General features: G+C 62.0%; 12 protein-coding genes and 1 tRNA gene. 5 read left to right on the plus strand and 8 right to left on the minus strand.

The genetic code is table 11. The features are described from left to right. Position 1 precedes the first annotated feature (1 nt). From AC0L2F_RS24685 to AC0L2F_RS24705, 5 genes are all read right to left on the minus strand, one after another. Positions 2-877, minus strand: coding sequence for a branched-chain amino acid ABC transporter permease (locus AC0L2F_RS24685; protein WP_007601104.1), 876 nt, complete (start codon positions 875-877; stop codon positions 2-4). Between the two features lie 104 nt (positions 878-981). Further along, a complete protein-coding gene (locus tag AC0L2F_RS24690) occupies positions 982-2,223 on the minus strand; it encodes an ABC transporter substrate-binding protein (protein ID WP_063995325.1) in 1,242 nt (413 codons plus the stop codon). A 241-nt stretch (positions 2,224-2,464) separates the two neighbouring features. Further along, positions 2,465-3,568, minus strand: coding sequence for an NAD(P)/FAD-dependent oxidoreductase (locus AC0L2F_RS24695; RefSeq protein WP_473250164.1), 1,104 nt, complete (start codon positions 3,566-3,568; stop codon positions 2,465-2,467). Positions 3,569-3,578: 10 nt separating this feature from the next. Beyond that, the gene (locus tag AC0L2F_RS24700; protein ID WP_473250165.1) at positions 3,579-4,763 is read right to left on the minus strand and encodes a calcium-binding protein; all 1,185 of its coding nucleotides are present in this window, start codon (positions 4,761-4,763) and stop codon (positions 3,579-3,581) included. A gap of 205 nt (positions 4,764-4,968) precedes the next feature. Next, a complete protein-coding gene (locus AC0L2F_RS24705; protein WP_063995328.1) occupies positions 4,969-6,189 on the minus strand; it encodes an SMP-30/gluconolactonase/LRE family protein in 1,221 nt (406 codons plus the stop codon). Between the two features lie 281 nt (positions 6,190-6,470). On the opposite strand from AC0L2F_RS24705, the gene AC0L2F_RS24710 reads away from it, so the two are divergent. The 5 genes from AC0L2F_RS24710 to AC0L2F_RS24730 all read left to right on the plus strand — a co-directional run bounded on the left by AC0L2F_RS24710 (position 6,471) and on the right by AC0L2F_RS24730 (position 11,057). Then, positions 6,471-6,734, plus strand: a complete 264-nt coding sequence (locus AC0L2F_RS24710; RefSeq protein WP_007613247.1) for a hypothetical protein — start codon at positions 6,471-6,473, stop codon at positions 6,732-6,734. Between the two features lie 436 nt (positions 6,735-7,170). Beyond that, the gene (locus AC0L2F_RS24715) at positions 7,171-8,733 is read left to right on the plus strand and encodes a 2-isopropylmalate synthase (protein ID WP_007613245.1); all 1,563 of its coding nucleotides are present in this window, start codon (positions 7,171-7,173) and stop codon (positions 8,731-8,733) included. A gap of 222 nt (positions 8,734-8,955) precedes the next feature. Then, on the plus strand, positions 8,956-9,960 hold the full coding sequence (locus tag AC0L2F_RS24720; RefSeq protein WP_473250166.1) for a TRAP transporter substrate-binding protein: 1,005 nt from the start codon (positions 8,956-8,958) through the stop codon (positions 9,958-9,960). Between the two features lie 196 nt (positions 9,961-10,156). Continuing rightward, positions 10,157-10,792: a Spy/CpxP family protein refolding chaperone gene (locus tag AC0L2F_RS24725; RefSeq protein ID WP_473250167.1), complete on the plus strand. Its 636-nt coding sequence runs from the start codon at positions 10,157-10,159 to the stop codon at positions 10,790-10,792. Between the two features lie 189 nt (positions 10,793-10,981). Next, positions 10,982-11,057: transfer RNA gene (locus tag AC0L2F_RS24730), tRNA-Lys, on the plus strand. A gap of 890 nt (positions 11,058-11,947) precedes the next feature. Here the strand turns inward: AC0L2F_RS24730 and AC0L2F_RS24735 are convergent. From AC0L2F_RS24735 to AC0L2F_RS24745, 3 genes are all read right to left on the minus strand, one after another. Next, positions 11,948-13,351: an invasion associated locus B family protein gene (locus tag AC0L2F_RS24735; RefSeq protein ID WP_473250168.1), complete on the minus strand. Its 1,404-nt coding sequence runs from the start codon at positions 13,349-13,351 to the stop codon at positions 11,948-11,950. A gap of 343 nt (positions 13,352-13,694) precedes the next feature. Next, on the minus strand, positions 13,695-14,747 hold the full coding sequence (locus AC0L2F_RS24740; protein ID WP_473250169.1) for a SphA family protein: 1,053 nt from the start codon (positions 14,745-14,747) through the stop codon (positions 13,695-13,697). A 285-nt stretch (positions 14,748-15,032) separates the two neighbouring features. Then, positions 15,033-15,797 carry an outer membrane protein gene (locus AC0L2F_RS24745; protein WP_007613237.1) on the minus strand — a complete coding sequence of 255 codons (765 nt, stop codon included), beginning with the start codon at positions 15,795-15,797 and terminating at the stop codon, positions 15,033-15,035. Between the last annotated feature and the right edge of the window lie 48 nt (positions 15,798-15,845).

Genomic DNA, 15,845 nt, shown 5'->3' on the forward strand with positions numbered 1-15,845 from the left:
CTCAGCGCCTCCCCAGAAGGCCCTGGGGCCGGATGTACATCACGAACACGAGCAGCAGCAGCGCCGGAATGGTGCGATAGGCCGGGGAGACCAGATAGGCCGTGAGCGTTTCGAGATAGCCGACCACGAAGGCCGCGATCAGCGAGCCGGAGACGCTGCCGAGGCCGCCGAGCACGACGATCGAGAACGCACTCGCGGTCAGCGGTCCGACGCTGTAGGAGCTGACGCCGAGGAACATTCCGAGCAGCACGCCGGCGATGCCGGCGAGAATGCCGTAGATCGCCCATACCACGACATAGATGTTGGTGAGCTCGAGGCCGAGCAGGGTGACGCCGCGCGGGTTCATCGAGGCGGCCAGCACCGCCTTGCCGGTGCGGGTGCGGTTCACCAGGAGCCACAACAGCGCGATGACGAAGCAGCACACGATCGCGGTGAAGATCTCATTGCTGGGCGTGCGTACGCCGAGGATTTCGACGACACCCTCGACGATCGGCAGCACGGTCTTGGCGTTGTTGGTGAAGAAATAAGCGATCACCTCCTGGATCATGATCCCCCATAGCAGCGTGCCGGTGAGGACGAAGATTTCCTTCTCTTCATTCGGGATGCGCCGGGAGTCCTGGATCGGCTTCACCACCGCGAAATAGGTGGCAAAAGAGGTGAGAAGGGCGACACCTACGCCGATCAGTGCGCCGGCATAGGTGCCGACATTCAGGATGCTCGCGGCGGCCCAGGCCGCCACCGCTGCCGCCACCATGATGGCCCCGTGGGAGAGGTTGAGGACGCCGGAGACGCCGAAGATCAGCGTGAAACCGGTGGCACCGAGAGCATAGAGAGCGCTGATGGCGAAGCCATCGATCAGAATCTGGAAAGCACGCATCTAGGGTTGGCAATCTGAATGATGAGAGACGATGTTGCTGGAGCGACGTGCGGCGGGACCCGCATGTGAAAGCTCCCGGGAACTGGTCCCGGGAGCGTGTCCCGCTAGTTCGAGAGCTTGATGAAGCTCGGGAACTTGATGTCGACCTTGGCGACTTCCTTGGGCCAGACCGCGCTCTGCTTGCCGCCCTGCCATTGCAGCATCAGCCCGGTGATCAGGCCCTTGCCGTATTTGATCGAGTGCGTGAACGGATCGTCCTTGCCGTAGAACTGGACGCGGCCGATCGTGCCTTCCCAGTCGGTCTTCTCCAAAGCATCGACGAGCTTGTCGGCGTCGGTCGAACCGGCGCGCTTCACGGCGTCGGCGATGTAGTAGACCTCGTCATAGGCGGTGTAGCCGGCATAGGAGGGATAGTTGCCGAACTTCTTCTTGAAGGCTTCGGCGAACGGCACCGATTTCGGCGTCACCGCGACGCCAGGGCCAGAGACGCCCTGGTAGAGCACGCCTTCCGCCGCCTGATTGGTGTCCTTGCCAAAAGTCTCGTTGGTGGCCTGCGAGGCGATGCCGAACATCGGGATCGGCACCTGCTGGTTCTTCCACTGCACCGTCGGCTGCACGCCGACATGGGAGATGCCGGTGATGATCACGTCGGGCTTGGAGCCCTCGATCTTGTTGAAGATCGGCGTGAAGTCGGTGGTATCAGGCGAGAAGCGGATGTGGTCGAGCACCTTCAGCCCGATCTTGGGCAGGCATTCCTCGTAGCCGATGTCGAGCGGCTTGGTCCAGGCGGCGTCCTCGCTCATGATGACGGCGGTCTTCATGTGCATCTTGTCGACCAGCAGGTCCTTGGCGCCGTCGCAGACCGAGAGCGCCAGCGCGGCGGAGGTCAGATAGCCGTGGAAGGTGTATTTGTTCTTCTCGTAGTCGGCATGCACGCTCTTGCTGATCTCGTTGGAAGCGGCACCGGGCGTGACGAACGGCGTCTTCAGCCGCGAGGCCCAGGGCTCCAGTGCCAGCACGACTTCGCTGATGTAGCTGGCGATGACCGCGTTGACCTTGTCCTCGTTTACCGCGCGCTGGAACGCGCGCACCGAATCTGCCGAGGACGAGTGATTGTCGTAAGAGACGATCTCGATCTTGCGGCCGTCGACGCCGCCATTGGCGTTGATCTCGTCGGCCGCGAGCTGTGCCGCCTGAGGGATGGAGGCGCCGGCAATCGCCTGCGCTTCCGCGATCACACCGATCTTGATCGGATCGGCCGCAAGTGCCGCGCCTGAGGTCATCAACACAGCGGCTGCGGCAGTACCGAGTGCTATTCGCAACGCAACAGAGAGCGGTTTCTTCATCTTGTTCTCTCCCTTCAACAGGCCTCTTATGAGCCATTATGCGCACGACTATACCGGCGGAGACATTCTCGGCAAGTGAAACCGCGTCCAGGATTGTGAGAGACGAACTAAAGTCTAGCGCTGCGCAAATAGCGGGCAGGAAAGCTATCGGATCCCTTTTCACGCGCAGGCATGCAGATTTCGTCGGTAGGCATGCGCAGCGATCGCGGGCGCACAACGATGATCGACAAAGCAACCTTGTTCAGCGCGCTCGCAGCAGCGATGGATCGAGCGGCTCGAGCCGGGCCGGATCGAATGCCGAGATGTCGATGTTACGCGTCGCACCCTCCGCGATCAGTTGCGCCATGACCTCGCCCGTGGCGGGCGCATTCAGGATGCCCCACACATTGTGCCCGGTCGCAACATAAAGACCTTCAGTTCGCGCCACCTTGCCGATCAGCGGCAGGCCGTCCTGCGTCACCGGCCGGAAGCACGCTTGCCGCGCAATGATCCTCTCGGAGCGGAACAGCGGCGACAGCCGCTCGGACATGGTTTGCAGGCGCGCGATCGCGTCGTGGTCCGGCGTCACGGCAGCCGGATCGAGCGGAAGCGGCGCGATGTCGGAGAGAGCGGTGATATGCGTGCTGCCGTCAGCGCGAGGGAAGACCTCGATTGACACGGCACTGCCATTCTCGTCAGACTCCAGGAACAGCGCATCGGCCGGCACATCCGGGCCGGTGTCGTACACGATGCTCGGGCTGCGCTGGCCGTAGACGGCGGGCAGGCTCATCCATTGCGCGGCGAGCAGCGACCATGGTCCCATCGCGATCACGACGGCGTCCGCCTCGACGATGCGGCCGTCGACCTCGACGCCCGTCGCGGTCGTGCCGTCGGCATCGCGCATGATGCCGGTCACCTGGCCGGTGCGAAGCTCGGCGCCTAGCGCGAGCGCCGCGTTCATCACGGCTGCGGTGAATTTTTTGGGGTGAACGATCGCAGTGGTCTCTATCGTGCCGATGCGCTGCGCGATGATGACGCCGTTGCTGAGCCAGCCGAGGGCGGACGGTGCATCCCGGCGTGGATGGCCATCAGCAGTAACGAAGCCGCTATAAGCGGTCATCGGGCGATAGCCCCAATCGCCTGCGATCTCGTCCGGCAGTTGCGCATGGATCGCAAAGCTCCGTCGCGCCAGCGCATCGAGCGGCGAGCCCTCGCACCAGTCACGCGCGAGGAAGCCGCCCGCCTTGCCTGACGCTGCGGCCGCCACCTCCGTCCGCTCCACGACGATGATTTCGATGCCGCGGCGGCGGAGAAACCAGGCGGTGCAGGCGCCGATCACGCCGCCGCCGCAGATCACAACGCGCATGAATGCTCCCTTACACAATGAAATCCTTCGCATGGAGATCCGCGGTATGGACCCCTTCTAGCGTAATCGCATCCGTCGCCGTCAGGTGGATCACCGCGTTTCCTGTGCTGTCATCACTGATCAGGCTTTTCAGCGCCGCCCAGTCTGCGAAGCCGTAATCGTGCAAATTGATCAAATCATGCTCTCGCGCCGTGCTGCCGACAGCCTTGTTGCCCTGGTCGAAATCGTTGATCACGTCCAGGCCCGAGCCCTTGTTGAAGACGAAACCGTCGTCGTTCGGTCCGCCCCAGAGCTGGTCATTTCCGCCACCGCCATTCAGCATGTCCTTGCCGCCTGCGATCGAGCCGGCTGTGAACGGGGCGTAGGTCTGTGCATCGCCATACAGCCAATCGTCGAGGCTGCTGCCGTGGAGGATATCATCTCCGCCATGCGCATTACCTGACATGTTCGCGGCATCTCCCACGAGCACGATGGACGTGGAGTCCGGGTTGCCGTCCGCGACCGCGATCAGGATGTCGTTGCCGCCACGGCTATCGTCGCTCATGTAGCCGGCGTCTCCGACCAGAGACGCGCCGCCAGATTGGGCTGCGGCACCGACGGTGTAGATGAGGATGTCGTTGCCGCCCTGCGCATCGCCGCTCATGGAGACGAGGGCATCGCCGGACATTGAGGCGCCGCCGTAATTGCCGACCTGGGTCACGCTGAGGATATCGTTGCCGCCATGCGCATGGTCGCTCATGGAACTGCCGGAGTCTCCGCTGAACGCGCCGGACGATCTGTTTCCCATCGATGCGATGACGAGGTCGTTGCCGCCCCTCGTGTCGGCCGACATGGCAGTTTCGGCATCGCCAAAAATGCCGAGAGTCGCGTAGATCGATGTCGATGCATCGACATGAAGTACATCGTTGCCGCCATGGGCGTCGCCGGACATCGCCTGCGCATCGCCGTCCAGGAACACGTAGTCGCCGAAGCCTGTGACGGTCGCAGCGAGATGGTCGTTTCCGCCGTGAGAATGTGCTTGCAGGGTCTGGTCGTCGCCAACGAATATCAGGACCGCGTTGCTCCCGTCGACGGTCGCGATCATCTTGTCGCTGCCGCCGCGACCGTCGTTCGGCAGGCCCGGGTCCCCGAACTCAGTGACGAATTGCTGGGTCCCAACGCTGACGATGATAGTGTCGTTTGGCATACGGCGCATCGCGCAACTCCTCGTTCAAGTCGTGCGCGGGAACGAAGATCATGAGAGCACATGCCTTGGCGCCGCGCTGCGGCCTTGCCGCGCGATTCAATCTTCGTTGGATTGATGGCGGAGATTTGCCCGAGGCGTAGCTTGATTGCGATCAGGGAACCGCGGGCGCCGGCGATCCACGCCGACGCCCGTGCTTGCGATGTCTCGCGCGGGCTCAGCCCGGTCCTGCGCCTTGCGTGGCCGTATACACCGCATAGAGCGACTGGCTCGCGGCCATGAACAGGCGGTTGCGCTTGGGGCCGCCGAAGCAGACGTTGCCGCACACTTCGGGCAACCGGATGCGGCCGAGCAGCTTGCCCTCCGGTGACCACGTCGTCACGCCGCTGTAGCCGACGGCGCGGCCGGCATTGCTGGAGGCCCAGACATTGCCGTTGACGTCGCAGCGCACGCCGTCCGGCCCGCACTTCACGCCGTCGATCACGCACTCGCTGAATCGCTTCTGGTTGGCGAGCTTGTTGTCGCTGCCAACATCGAACACGATAATCTCGCCCTTGCCGCCGGCACCGGTGTCGCCGGGTCCCTTGCCGGTTGATACGACGTAGAGCTTCTTGAAGTCCGGCGAGAAGCACAGCCCGTTCGGGTCGGGCACCTGCTCCTCGGTGACGACGAGATCGACACGGCCGCTAGGATCGATGCGATAGCAATTGGTCGGCAGCTCGCGCTTGCCCGGTGCGAAGCCCGCCGGCTGTCCAATTCGCGGATTGAGCTTGCCGCCGGAATTGCTCGGACCGCCCGCGGCGTCGGGTTCACCTTCGTAGAGCTGGCCGCCATAGGGCGGATCGGTAAACCAGTAGCTGCCGTCAGGATGGGCGACGACGTCGTTCGGCGAGTTCAGCTTCTTGCCGTTGTAGTTGTCGCAAAGCACGGTCGCGGTACCGTCATGTTCATAGCGCGTCACCCGCCGGGTCAAATGTTCGCAGGAAAGTTGACGGCCCTGGAAGTCGAACGAGTTGCCGTTGGAATTGTTGGACGGCGAGCGGAACACGCTGACGCGACCGTCGTCTTCGCTCCAGCGCATCTGCCTGTTGTTGGGAATGTCGCTCCACAGCAGATAGCGGCCCTGTGCACTCCACGCCGGCCCTTCAGCCCACAGCAGGCCCGTATGGAGACGCTTGATCGCCGTGTTGGGCTGCGCGAGATCGTTGAAGGACGGATCGACCGCGATGACGTCGGGGTCCCAGAAATAGGTGGTCGGCGCGCCGTGGGGGCCGAAATCGCGTGGCGGAGTGGTGATCGTCGTCGGCGGCGCGGCAGGTCCGGTCTGGGCCAGCGCGGAGCCGGCGCCAACCATTGTGGCGGCGCCGAGCGCAAGCCCCTGAACGAGCGTTCGTCGTGAAAGCGCAGCATCCTGGTCACGCTGCTTTTGGCGTGTCATCGCGTCCTCCCGGTCATGTTCGGCTGGCCGGTTGATCCGGCCGAGCGGGGTGAAGGTTAGTCCGGTCCGATGACGGTTGCGAGGGGGAGGTACGCATCCTCAGCGAGATATCGGGGCGGCAAAAGCGCTGCAACATCGAACACGGAAACGACAAATTCGTCCGGCGTGACGGGGTTTACCCGAGCTGCCTTCGGGACATTGCCAAGCAGGTGAAATGTCAAGCCTTGACCTCCTGCGCGATGCTGGCAGAACGTCATTCGGGGCGTAAGTCGGAGTTTACTGTGGTCGCTGTCGTCGTACTGGTTTTGCTGCTCGGGATTGCATTTGCGGGAGGCTATTTCACCCGCGACTACGTCTCCCGCAAAAGGCGAGCCGAGGCGCGCCGCTGGCGTGAGTACAGCGAGCCGGATTGGCTCAATGCCAACGCACCAGCCAACACCAACGAGATCGCCATCGCCGGCAAGGCTACGCCGGTCGGCACCGGCGAACTCGGCCAGATGCTGAACCGCTGGGAGAGCAGGGCTCGCGCTCGCCGCACCGCGTAGCTCGACGGTCGCGTCGGCGTTCGGTCGGCCAAACACCCGGCTCCGGTGCCTTCACGCATCCGGCGCTGCGATCATGTCAGCCCTTCTGTCCATCTTTTGGCGTTGCGGTTGCTGCCATTTCTCGTCTAGAAACGACGCATCGAGCCTCCCGGCAACCAACCGTCAACGGTTTTGACCGAGGATTTGAGGGCTCAAAAGGGTCTGGCAATGCTGATTCGCGGCCAAATCGATGGGATTTCGGGGGAGGTGGCTCTGGCCGCCGCCACGATCCCGGCCGCGCTGCTGCCCACCCTCCTGATTGGCGGGCTTCTTCTTACTTGCCCCTGAGGGCCGGCTGGGCGCGATGCGCCTGGGCGCTCAGGGGTTGGTCGAGATCACCGGACACCTCAAGCGCCCAGAAGACTGACGGCGCAAAAGCTCAAAAGGAATTTTCGAAATGGCCTCCGTGAACAAGTCCGAGAAGGACCGCGTCATCATTTTCGACACCACCCTGCGCGACGGCGAACAGTGCCCCGGCGCCACCATGACTTTCGAGGAGAAGCTCGAGGTCGCCGAGATGCTGGATGATATGGGCGTCGACGTCATCGAGGCCGGCTTCCCCATTACCTCGGAAGGCGACTTCCAGGCGGTCAGCGAGATCGCCCGCCGCTCCAAGAATGCCGTCATCGCCGGTCTGTCGCGCGCCCATCCGGCCGACATCGACCGTTGCGCAGAGGCGGTGAAATTCGCCAAGCGCGGCCGCGTCCACACCGTGATCGCGACGTCGCCGCTGCATATGCGGGTGAAGCTGAACAAGACCCCGGAGCAGGTGCTCGAGACTTCGGTTGCCATGGTCGCACGCGCCCGCAACCAGATCGACGACGTCGAATGGTCGGCCGAAGACGGCACCCGCAGCGAGATGGACTATCTGTGCCGCATCGTCGAAGCCGTCATCAAGGCCGGCGCCACCACGGTGAACATTCCGGACACCGTCGGCTACACCACGCCCGACGAATACACCCACTTCATGAAGACACTGATCGAGCGCGTGCCGAACTCGGACAAGGCGGTGTTCTCCGTGCATTGCCATAACGACCTCGGAATGGCGGTGGCGAACTCGCTGGCCGGCGTCATTGGCGGCGCGCGTCAGGTCGAGTGCACCATCAACGGCATCGGCGAGCGTGCCGGCAACGCCGCGCTGGAAGAGATCGTGATGGCGATCAACGTCCGCAACGACAAATTCCCGTTCTGGAACAAGATCGACACCACGCAGCTGACCCGCGCCTCCAAGGTGGTGTCGGCGGCGACCTCGTTCCCGGTGCAGTACAACAAGGCCATCGTCGGCCGCAACGCGTTCGCGCATGAGAGCGGCATCCATCAGGATGGCGTGCTGAAGGACGCTTCCACCTACGAGATCATGCGGCCCGAGATGGTCGGCCTCAAGCAGTCCTCGCTGGTGCTCGGCAAGCATTCCGGCCGCCACGCCTTCGTCCACAAGCTGGAGGAGATGGGCTACAAGCTCGGTCCGAACCAGCTGGAAGATGCGTTCACGCGGATGAAGGCACTGGCCGACCGCAAGAAGGACATCTACGACGAGGACATCGAGGCGCTGGTCGACGAGGAAATGGCGGCTTCGCACGACCGCATCAAGCTGACCTCGCTGACCGTGATCGCCGGCACTCATGGCCCGCAGCGCGCGACCATGAAGCTCGACGTCGACGGCCAGATCAAGATCGAGGAGGCCGAGGGCAACGGGCCGGTCGACGCGGTGTTCAACTGCATCAAGCGCCTGGTGCCGCACGAAGCCAAGCTCGAGCTGTACCAGGTCCACGCAGTGACCCAAGGGACCGACGCGCAGGCCGAAGTCTCGGTGCGGCTGTCGCATGAGGGACGTGCGATGACGGCGCGCGCGGCGGATCCGGACACACTGGTGGCCTCGGCAAAGGCCTATCTCGGCGCGCTCAACAAGATCGTCATGAAGCGCCAGCGCGACACGGTGACGACTGCGGCGGCGAGCTGACGAACGAAGTTCGTCATTCCGGGGCTCGCGAAGCGAGAACCCGGAATCTCGGGATTCCGGGTCAGGTCCTAACAAACCTCCCCGGAATGACTCTGCATGTGGCGGCGAATAGCTGCCCTGCTAAGGGCCAATAGCGGCTCCGCCTCCCAGCCGCTATTGATGCAACCGGCACTGATAGGCCACCCGTGCGCCGGGCGGCCCAAATAACAACAGGGAGAGATTATGCGCACCTTCGCGATCGCTGCGTCCATCGCGGTCATGGCTCTTGGCTTGACCGGGCCGGCATCGGCCCAGTCGCCCATCATCATCAAGTTCAGCCACGTGGTGGCCACCGACACGCCGAAGGGCAAGGCGTCGGAGAAATTCAAGGAGCTCGCCGAGAAGTACACCGGCGGCAAGGTCAAGGTCGAGATCTACCCGAACTCGACGCTCTACAAGGACAAGGAAGAGCTCGAGGCGCTCCAGCTCGGCAGCGTGCAGATGCTGGCGCCGTCCAACTCCAAGTTCGGCCCGCTCGGCATCCGCGAGTTCGAGGTATTCGATCTCCCCTACATCCTCCCTGATCTGAAGACGCTGCGGAAGGTGACGGAAGGTCCGCTCGGCGCCAGGCTGCTCAAGCTGCTCGAACCGAAGGGCATCACCGGCCTTGCCTATTGGGACAACGGCTTCAAGGAGATGAGTGCCAACAAGAAGCTGGTGACGCCGGCCGACTATCAGGGCGTCAAGTTCCGCATCCAGTCCTCGCGCGTGCTCCAGGCCCAGTTCAAGGCGCTCGGCTCGCTGCCCCAGGTGATGGCGTTCGGCGAAGTCTACCAGGCGCTCCAGACCGGCGTCGTCGACGGGCAGGAGAACACCTGGTCGAACATCTATACCCAGAAGATGCACGAGGTGCAGAAGTACATCACCGAGAGCAATCACGGCTATATCGGCTACGTCGTGATCGTGAACAAGAAGTTCTGGGACGGCTTGCCGGCCGACATCCGCGACCAGCTGACGAAGGCGATGAAGGAAGCGACCGACTTCAACAATACGCAGTCGCAGAAGGAGAACGAGGACGCGCTCGCCGAGATCAGGAAGAGCGGCAAGAGCGAGATCATCAAGCTCACGCCGGAGCAGGACGAGGCGATGCGCAAGGCCATGGAGCCGGTCTACAAGGACGCCGCAAGCCGTATCGGGCAACCGTTGATCGACGAATTCCAGAAGGAAGCGAAGAGCACGACGAACTGATTTGAACGGATGATGAATGGGGGCTTCCGTGCCGGGCGCGGAAGCCCCTTTTTGTTGCGAATGATTACCGATTGCGACTGAATGAAAGTTCAGGAGCGTTACATCTTCGACAGAACGCGCTTCCTGTCCAAGTTGTAAGTTGCACGTCAGCCGCGCTGCGCCCATCCTCGTGGCATCCTTCCAGAGGAGAGTTCGCATGAGGAAGTTCACCATCGCCGCCATCGCCGTGCTCAGCATCGCCGGCTCGGGCGCGGTCTATGCCCAATATCATCGCCCGTGGATGCACGAGCACATGCGCCACATCCGCATGAACCCGGAAGACCGCGCCGCCATGGTCGACGCGCGGATAGCCGCCGTCCATGCCGGGCTGAAGCTCAACGCCGACCAGGAAAAGCTGTGGCCGCCGGTCGAGGCCGCCGTGCGCGACTTCGCCAAGCTGCGCATCGATCGCGCCAATGCGCGGATGAATGCCGGTCCCGGCGATGCCGGCAAGGACGCGAATAAGGACGCCAACAAGGATGCCGACAGGCCGGAGGATCCGGTCGCCCGCCTGCGCCAGCGCGCCGAGGACATGGGGGCGACGTCGGCGGCCCTGAAGAAGATCGCCGATGCCGCCGATCCGCTCTACAAGACCCTGGATGAGGGCCAGAAGCGGCGCCTCGCCGTGCTGACCCGCCACCGCGGCCCGTTCGGCGGCGGCGAAGACGGACCCCGCCGCCACTTCATGGAGCGTGGCATGGACCGCATGATGGAGCGCGGCATGGACCACTTCCACCGTGACCGGTTCGACCGCGACGGCGGCCCGGACCGGGACCACGAGGGCCGGCTCTGAACCTGCAAGGGTTGCCGCGATCAGCCCTGGCGAAGCCGCTGGAATCCAGCGGCTTTTCGCTTTTTTGGGGGATGTGGGCCTACCCTTGGAAAAGCCTTGGCATACCCTTGGAAAACTTGCGCGCCATCGCTTGCCAGACCCGGATCGCTTTGCTAAACGACCGGCCTCGCAAGGCTTTAACCGCCTTTCGGGCGCATAGCTCAGTTGGTAGAGCAGCTGACTCTTAATCAGCGGGTCCCAGGTTCGAGCCCTGGTGCGCCCACCAAACAATAAGCCTTCTTCTTCAAGAACTGGCGAGAAGGGGCGCTGAGAACAAAGCGGGTCTCGTGCGACGTTTTGTTGTCGAAGGTTTATGGCCGGATTGCTGCGCGACTTTCCTTTGTTTCTGCCCCATCGCCGCAGGGTACCGCTGCTGCAAAATCGGTTGGCATCGTGACGGGATGCTGCCCAAGGGCTAGATGAGGCCCTCTTTGCGCATTTGTTTTAGCTCGGACTCCTGGAGCCCGAGCAGATCGCCGAGTACCTTTCGCTTTCGTGTCCCGATGGCTTCGCCAAGCCAGAGAATTTCTCCAAGGCGTCGCGGCCCCGTGCGCATTCGCTTGTTCGCCGGGGCAGGATGATCGGGGGCGACGTCAAGGCGCTGCCGGGCGGGTCGTCGCCGCGGTCGATGTCGACGCTGCCGCAGGGCCAACCGGGATCATTCCCGCGAAGAACTCCAGCACGAGTCCGATCGCCCAGCCCGCATCGTCCGCGAGGCCGGGCCGCGCCCTGATAGTGCCTTGAGCGCGAAGCGATCATCTCGCCTCCGGCTTTGATGATGGCGGAGGCAACCTCTTCGGCTTGAGCAAACTGGGCCGGTTTTCCCACCGAGAAGAGAGCCACCTCTGGATGGTTGTCTAATCGGGGTTTGGTCAAGGGATTGGCTTTTTCTCCTCTCGCGGTAGGGAAGGCGCCAATCACCCCCGACCGGCACACCGCGGTGACGAGGTCGACCCCCGATACCCTGAGCATCGGAGCCGCCACGGAAGGCAGGCGTAACCGCGCTGCGTTCTTCGAAGGCAGGCCTGTTCGGTTCGTGACGGTCTTGTTGACTTGAGTCGCAGGTGGAGGGACGGTGCCGCTTGCGCATGTCCGACGACCGGGTGAATGCTTTATTCATTCCTCATCTGACGTGAAATCGAACGTGCGGGTGGGCGGCCCCTTGTGAACGTTGGCGAACTGCTCGAGCGGCAGACTTAACACAACTGAAGAGGCGTTGAGGTCGGTGAGTTCAAGTTTGAGCTGTCGGCCGGCTTCCATCTGGCCAGCGAAGGTTGGTTCGCTTCCGCGTGCCGCGATGCAGATGTTGGTGAGACACCAGTTGAAGGGCACTTGGGTAGGGCTACCCTGATCTATCGTCACTTTTACACCCTGCTGCAGATTTGCTCCTTGCGGAACGAAGAGCTGCAAGCGAGCCGGACCGTCAGCTCGTTGGATCAGGTCGACACGCACCACCACCTGATCGAGGTCGTCCGTGCCGGTTGATGTCGTCCGGCATATCGTGGTCCCGTCGGACGAGTCGAAGCAAAGTTTCTCCCAGTTTGAGTAATGAATGTTTTCAGGCACGCGCAGCCGCGGCGGCTTCGCGTGAGGCTCCTGCTGGAGTGAAGAGCCGCTGACTTGTCCCGACGGCGTGGCGGTTGCTGAATGCTTCTCTAGAAATTGGGTTACCAAGGGCGACCATATCGGCACAGCGTCCGCTGAATCGATCATGAAGTGCCCGTCACTTCCAAAGGGGGGCAGCATACGATAGTCGACATTGCCGCCCGCTTCGACAAAGCTTTGATACATCCGCTTCGTCAACTCCGGCCCGAAATAGGTGTCGTTTTCCGCGTAGACCCAAAGCATCGGTATACGTGCGGTGCGTCCAAACTCGCCGGTAGCGGCAACAAGCTGATCGGGAGCACAATTGTTATTGGGTTTACCATCGACGCGGCCTCCACGCCCCGCCGCGAAGGTAATGATAGCCTGAACGGATGACGGGTTCAGGCTTCCAAGAGCAATCGAGCCCCATCCACCGCCCGACTGGCCAACGACGATGACCTTACCAGGCTGGATCATCTTCTTCTTACTCATGTAGTCGATGACCCACTCATTCAGAGTGGCAATAGCGAGCCCGGGACCACGAAAATTCGGGTTGTCGCAGCTACCAACGTGGCCGAAGACAGCTCCGTACAGCCCCTGATCCTTGTCATCGAGACTGCTGGCTCCGTACCTGATCGGCGAGATGACCACATAGCCGCGACGCGCAAACCAGCGTGCCGCATCCCGATATTCTATCATCGGAAACATGGACCGCTGATTGGCGTCCAGAGAAATTCCGTGGTTCATGATCACGAGGGGAAACGGGCCATCTCCGACCGGTCGTACCAAGAAAGCAAGCACAGGTAGCGGAAACGGCAGCGCCCAGATTTCCTCCTGGATTTGTGGTCCCGCAGTTCGGTCATCTGCTGCAGTAACGGAATGGAGTGAGGAGGGGAAAACCAGCAAAAGAAGAACCACAAGCAAGTGCTTCAGCATCTTCTTTCTCCGACAGATATAGTCTGGCCTGACGCTAGGTCTCGGGGGTAGGCATCCATTGATTTGGATCAAGTGGTAGCCCGCAAGTTCCCCAGGCGATGCGGCTTGGTATCCAGCGAAAACTTGAATGAGCGCCCACGGCCTCTTCATGCTGCTCTTGGCGTCTTCGGGCTGCCGCAGCAGCTGTCGTCGCGGTCCGCTTGTGGCCCTTTGAGACCTGCCGCTTGCCTGAGGTTCGCTCAGTGACGCATGTCGGACAAGATTTGCGAAGGTTGGAGTTCTTCGCAGTTTCTCTCATTGATACTTCGGCCGACCGCAGCCGACCTTCCAGTTCGGAAGAGGTCTATCTCACAACCAAATGCTTCCTGGGCGCTACGGCGGCAGGCGCAGACGGGGAAATAGTGAACGTCAGCCAGGTGTTCCATCCCGACGGACGGTTGGCTGCTCCAAATTCGCCGTATCCCCTTAGACTAAGAGAGCCCTGCATATCTCCGATCGGGAAGCTGTACCCGATTTGCGGACCGAGGCCGAAAACGCGTGATCTGAAGCCACCGAGGATCGGGTTCTGCCCTGAGTCGTCGGCGATTTGCTGATAGGCGTATCCAGCAAGCCCGACGAAAAGCTGCTTGGTGAGGTAGTGCGATGCGCCCCAGTCGAAGTGGAGATTGATGCCGCTCTGGTACTGGGTGTCCGGATTCCTGAAATTGTAGGTGAGGCCGACGACGCCCGAGATTTCGTTTCCTGCCGCCGGGTTGAAATAGGTATAGGCGCCTCCAATGTCGATCGCGCCATGACCGAGCCCGATATTGGGAATCCGCGTCGGATCATAGTCACCGACGGGAATATTGCCTGTGACGTAAGCCATGTAATTGTGGACGCCATCGTTCCAAAACACCTCCGCGAATGGCGCGAGGTCGCCGTATGAGACAAGTGAGCCTTCGACAGTCCCAGTGCGCGTCACCACAATCGGTCCAGCCATCGCTGTCAGTGTTCCAGCGAGACTGGCGGCGGCTCTGCCGTATTGGCCGGACATGCCCACGACCAACTGACCGCCAAGCACCGTCGTCTCGAAAGTATACGATGGCGCGAGGGCGACTAGATCAGTCCGTCCGCTCAGACCCAGATTCAAACTGACGTTGACGTTGGCGGGGATTCTGCTGGCTTGGATCTGCTTAGCCACGGCAGCGCTCCCCGCGGCCGCTACGCCTGAATGGTAATCGATGACACTGAGCGCCCAGCCCGGCGTCTGCTGCACGGCGGCAAGACTCGCAAACTGGCCTGGAAACCAGAATGAGCTACCGCCCTGGTCGGCATACGAAACATCACTGCAAAGCACGAGTGCAGCAATCGCGGCCGCATAGTTGATGACGCAGTGTTGCGGTTTGTTTGATCCCATTTACAAACCTCTGGGCAGTATTTGCAGCCAAGCGCTGTTACAGCAAAGCGCTCCGCGAACCGCAGGACCCCAGGTTACGACGGCATTCACTACTAGGCACAAGCAACGTCCAAATGCGTGACAGAATGGTAACAGCTCGAGACAATTGTCTTGGGGCGATGACGCAGTCGCAGCTCTCTCGAGGTGCTTGCGCTGGAGATGCTCGGCGCTTCTTGAGCGCCAAGGATTCATAAGCACAAAAAAGCCCCGGCATGCCGGGGCTTTGGTTTGCCAAGTTGGGTGCGATCAATATCTCGCCGTGACCGGTGCGCCGTATCCACCGAAACGGTAATTCAACCGAAGCGTGAGCATGTCCACATCCTGGCTGACCCCGCTGCCGGTGAGGACGAACCCTCCGGGAGTGACGACGCCTGCGAAGCCGGCATTATCACGCCCCATCCAGAGATGGTCGTATTCGATACCGAACGACCAATTGGGCGTGAAGCCGTACTCCCAGCCCACGCCAAGGGCGCCGCCCCAGCGTGTGTGGCCCGCCGATGCCAAGCCGACCCCGGTGACGTTGTTGAATATATCGAATCGGTTGCGCGTCACGGCGGCGCCGCCCTTCACGTAAAACAGCGAGGCATTCCACGCCCAGCCGAGCTGCGCCGTGAAGAGCCCGATGGCGTCAATCTTACCGGTTGTCGAAATCAGCGGGTCGATCAGACTGACCCGCGTATTCTTGATTTCTGCCCAATCTCCCTGCGCTTCCAGGCCGAGCACAAACTGATTGGTTTGCCAGCGGTACCCGATCTGTCCGCCAGCGAGGCCGCCGGAACGATCGGCGCAACCACCTGCGACCGTCCCTGCTGGCGTTACGAAATCCACACAGCCGTGGCTTTGTCCCCAACCGCCGTTGGCGCCGATGTAGAACCCGGTCCAATCATAGATCGGCGCGATCACCGGGGGCGGGGCCTTGACGTAAGGTTTAGCAGCCAGATCAGCCGCTGACGCGGGTGCCGCCATGCTCACCGCCAGCAAGGCCATGCAACTCAACCAAATCTTCTTCATTTTTTTTGCTCCATCCACGTTTCACCCTAACGATGCCGGCTCTTTTCT

Source organism: Bradyrhizobium sp. Ken64 (assembly GCF_055807555.1).

Excerpts from the sequence above, each read along its gene's own strand:
- AC0L2F_RS24685 (WP_007601104.1), bottom strand. The coding sequence starts at position 877 with ATGCGTGCTTTCCAGATTCTGATCGATGGCTTCGCCATCAGCGCTCTC.
- AC0L2F_RS24690 (WP_063995325.1), bottom strand. The coding sequence starts at position 2,223 with ATGAAGAAACCGCTCTCTGTTGCGTTGCGAATAGCACTCGGTACTGCC.
- AC0L2F_RS24695 (WP_473250164.1), bottom strand. The coding sequence starts at position 3,568 with ATGCGCGTTGTGATCTGCGGCGGCGGCGTGATCGGCGCCTGCACCGCC.
- AC0L2F_RS24700 (WP_473250165.1), bottom strand. The coding sequence starts at position 4,763 with ATGCGCCGTATGCCAAACGACACTATCATCGTCAGCGTTGGGACCCAG.
- AC0L2F_RS24705 (WP_063995328.1), bottom strand. The coding sequence starts at position 6,189 with ATGACACGCCAAAAGCAGCGTGACCAGGATGCTGCGCTTTCACGACGA.
- AC0L2F_RS24715 (WP_007613245.1), top strand. The coding sequence starts at position 7,171 with ATGGCCTCCGTGAACAAGTCCGAGAAGGACCGCGTCATCATTTTCGAC.
- AC0L2F_RS24720 (WP_473250166.1), top strand. The coding sequence starts at position 8,956 with ATGCGCACCTTCGCGATCGCTGCGTCCATCGCGGTCATGGCTCTTGGC.
- AC0L2F_RS24725 (WP_473250167.1), top strand. The coding sequence starts at position 10,157 with ATGAGGAAGTTCACCATCGCCGCCATCGCCGTGCTCAGCATCGCCGGC.
- AC0L2F_RS24735 (WP_473250168.1), bottom strand. The coding sequence starts at position 13,351 with ATGCTGAAGCACTTGCTTGTGGTTCTTCTTTTGCTGGTTTTCCCCTCC.
- AC0L2F_RS24740 (WP_473250169.1), bottom strand. The coding sequence starts at position 14,747 with ATGGGATCAAACAAACCGCAACACTGCGTCATCAACTATGCGGCCGCG.
- AC0L2F_RS24745 (WP_007613237.1), bottom strand. The coding sequence starts at position 15,797 with ATGAAGAAGATTTGGTTGAGTTGCATGGCCTTGCTGGCGGTGAGCATG.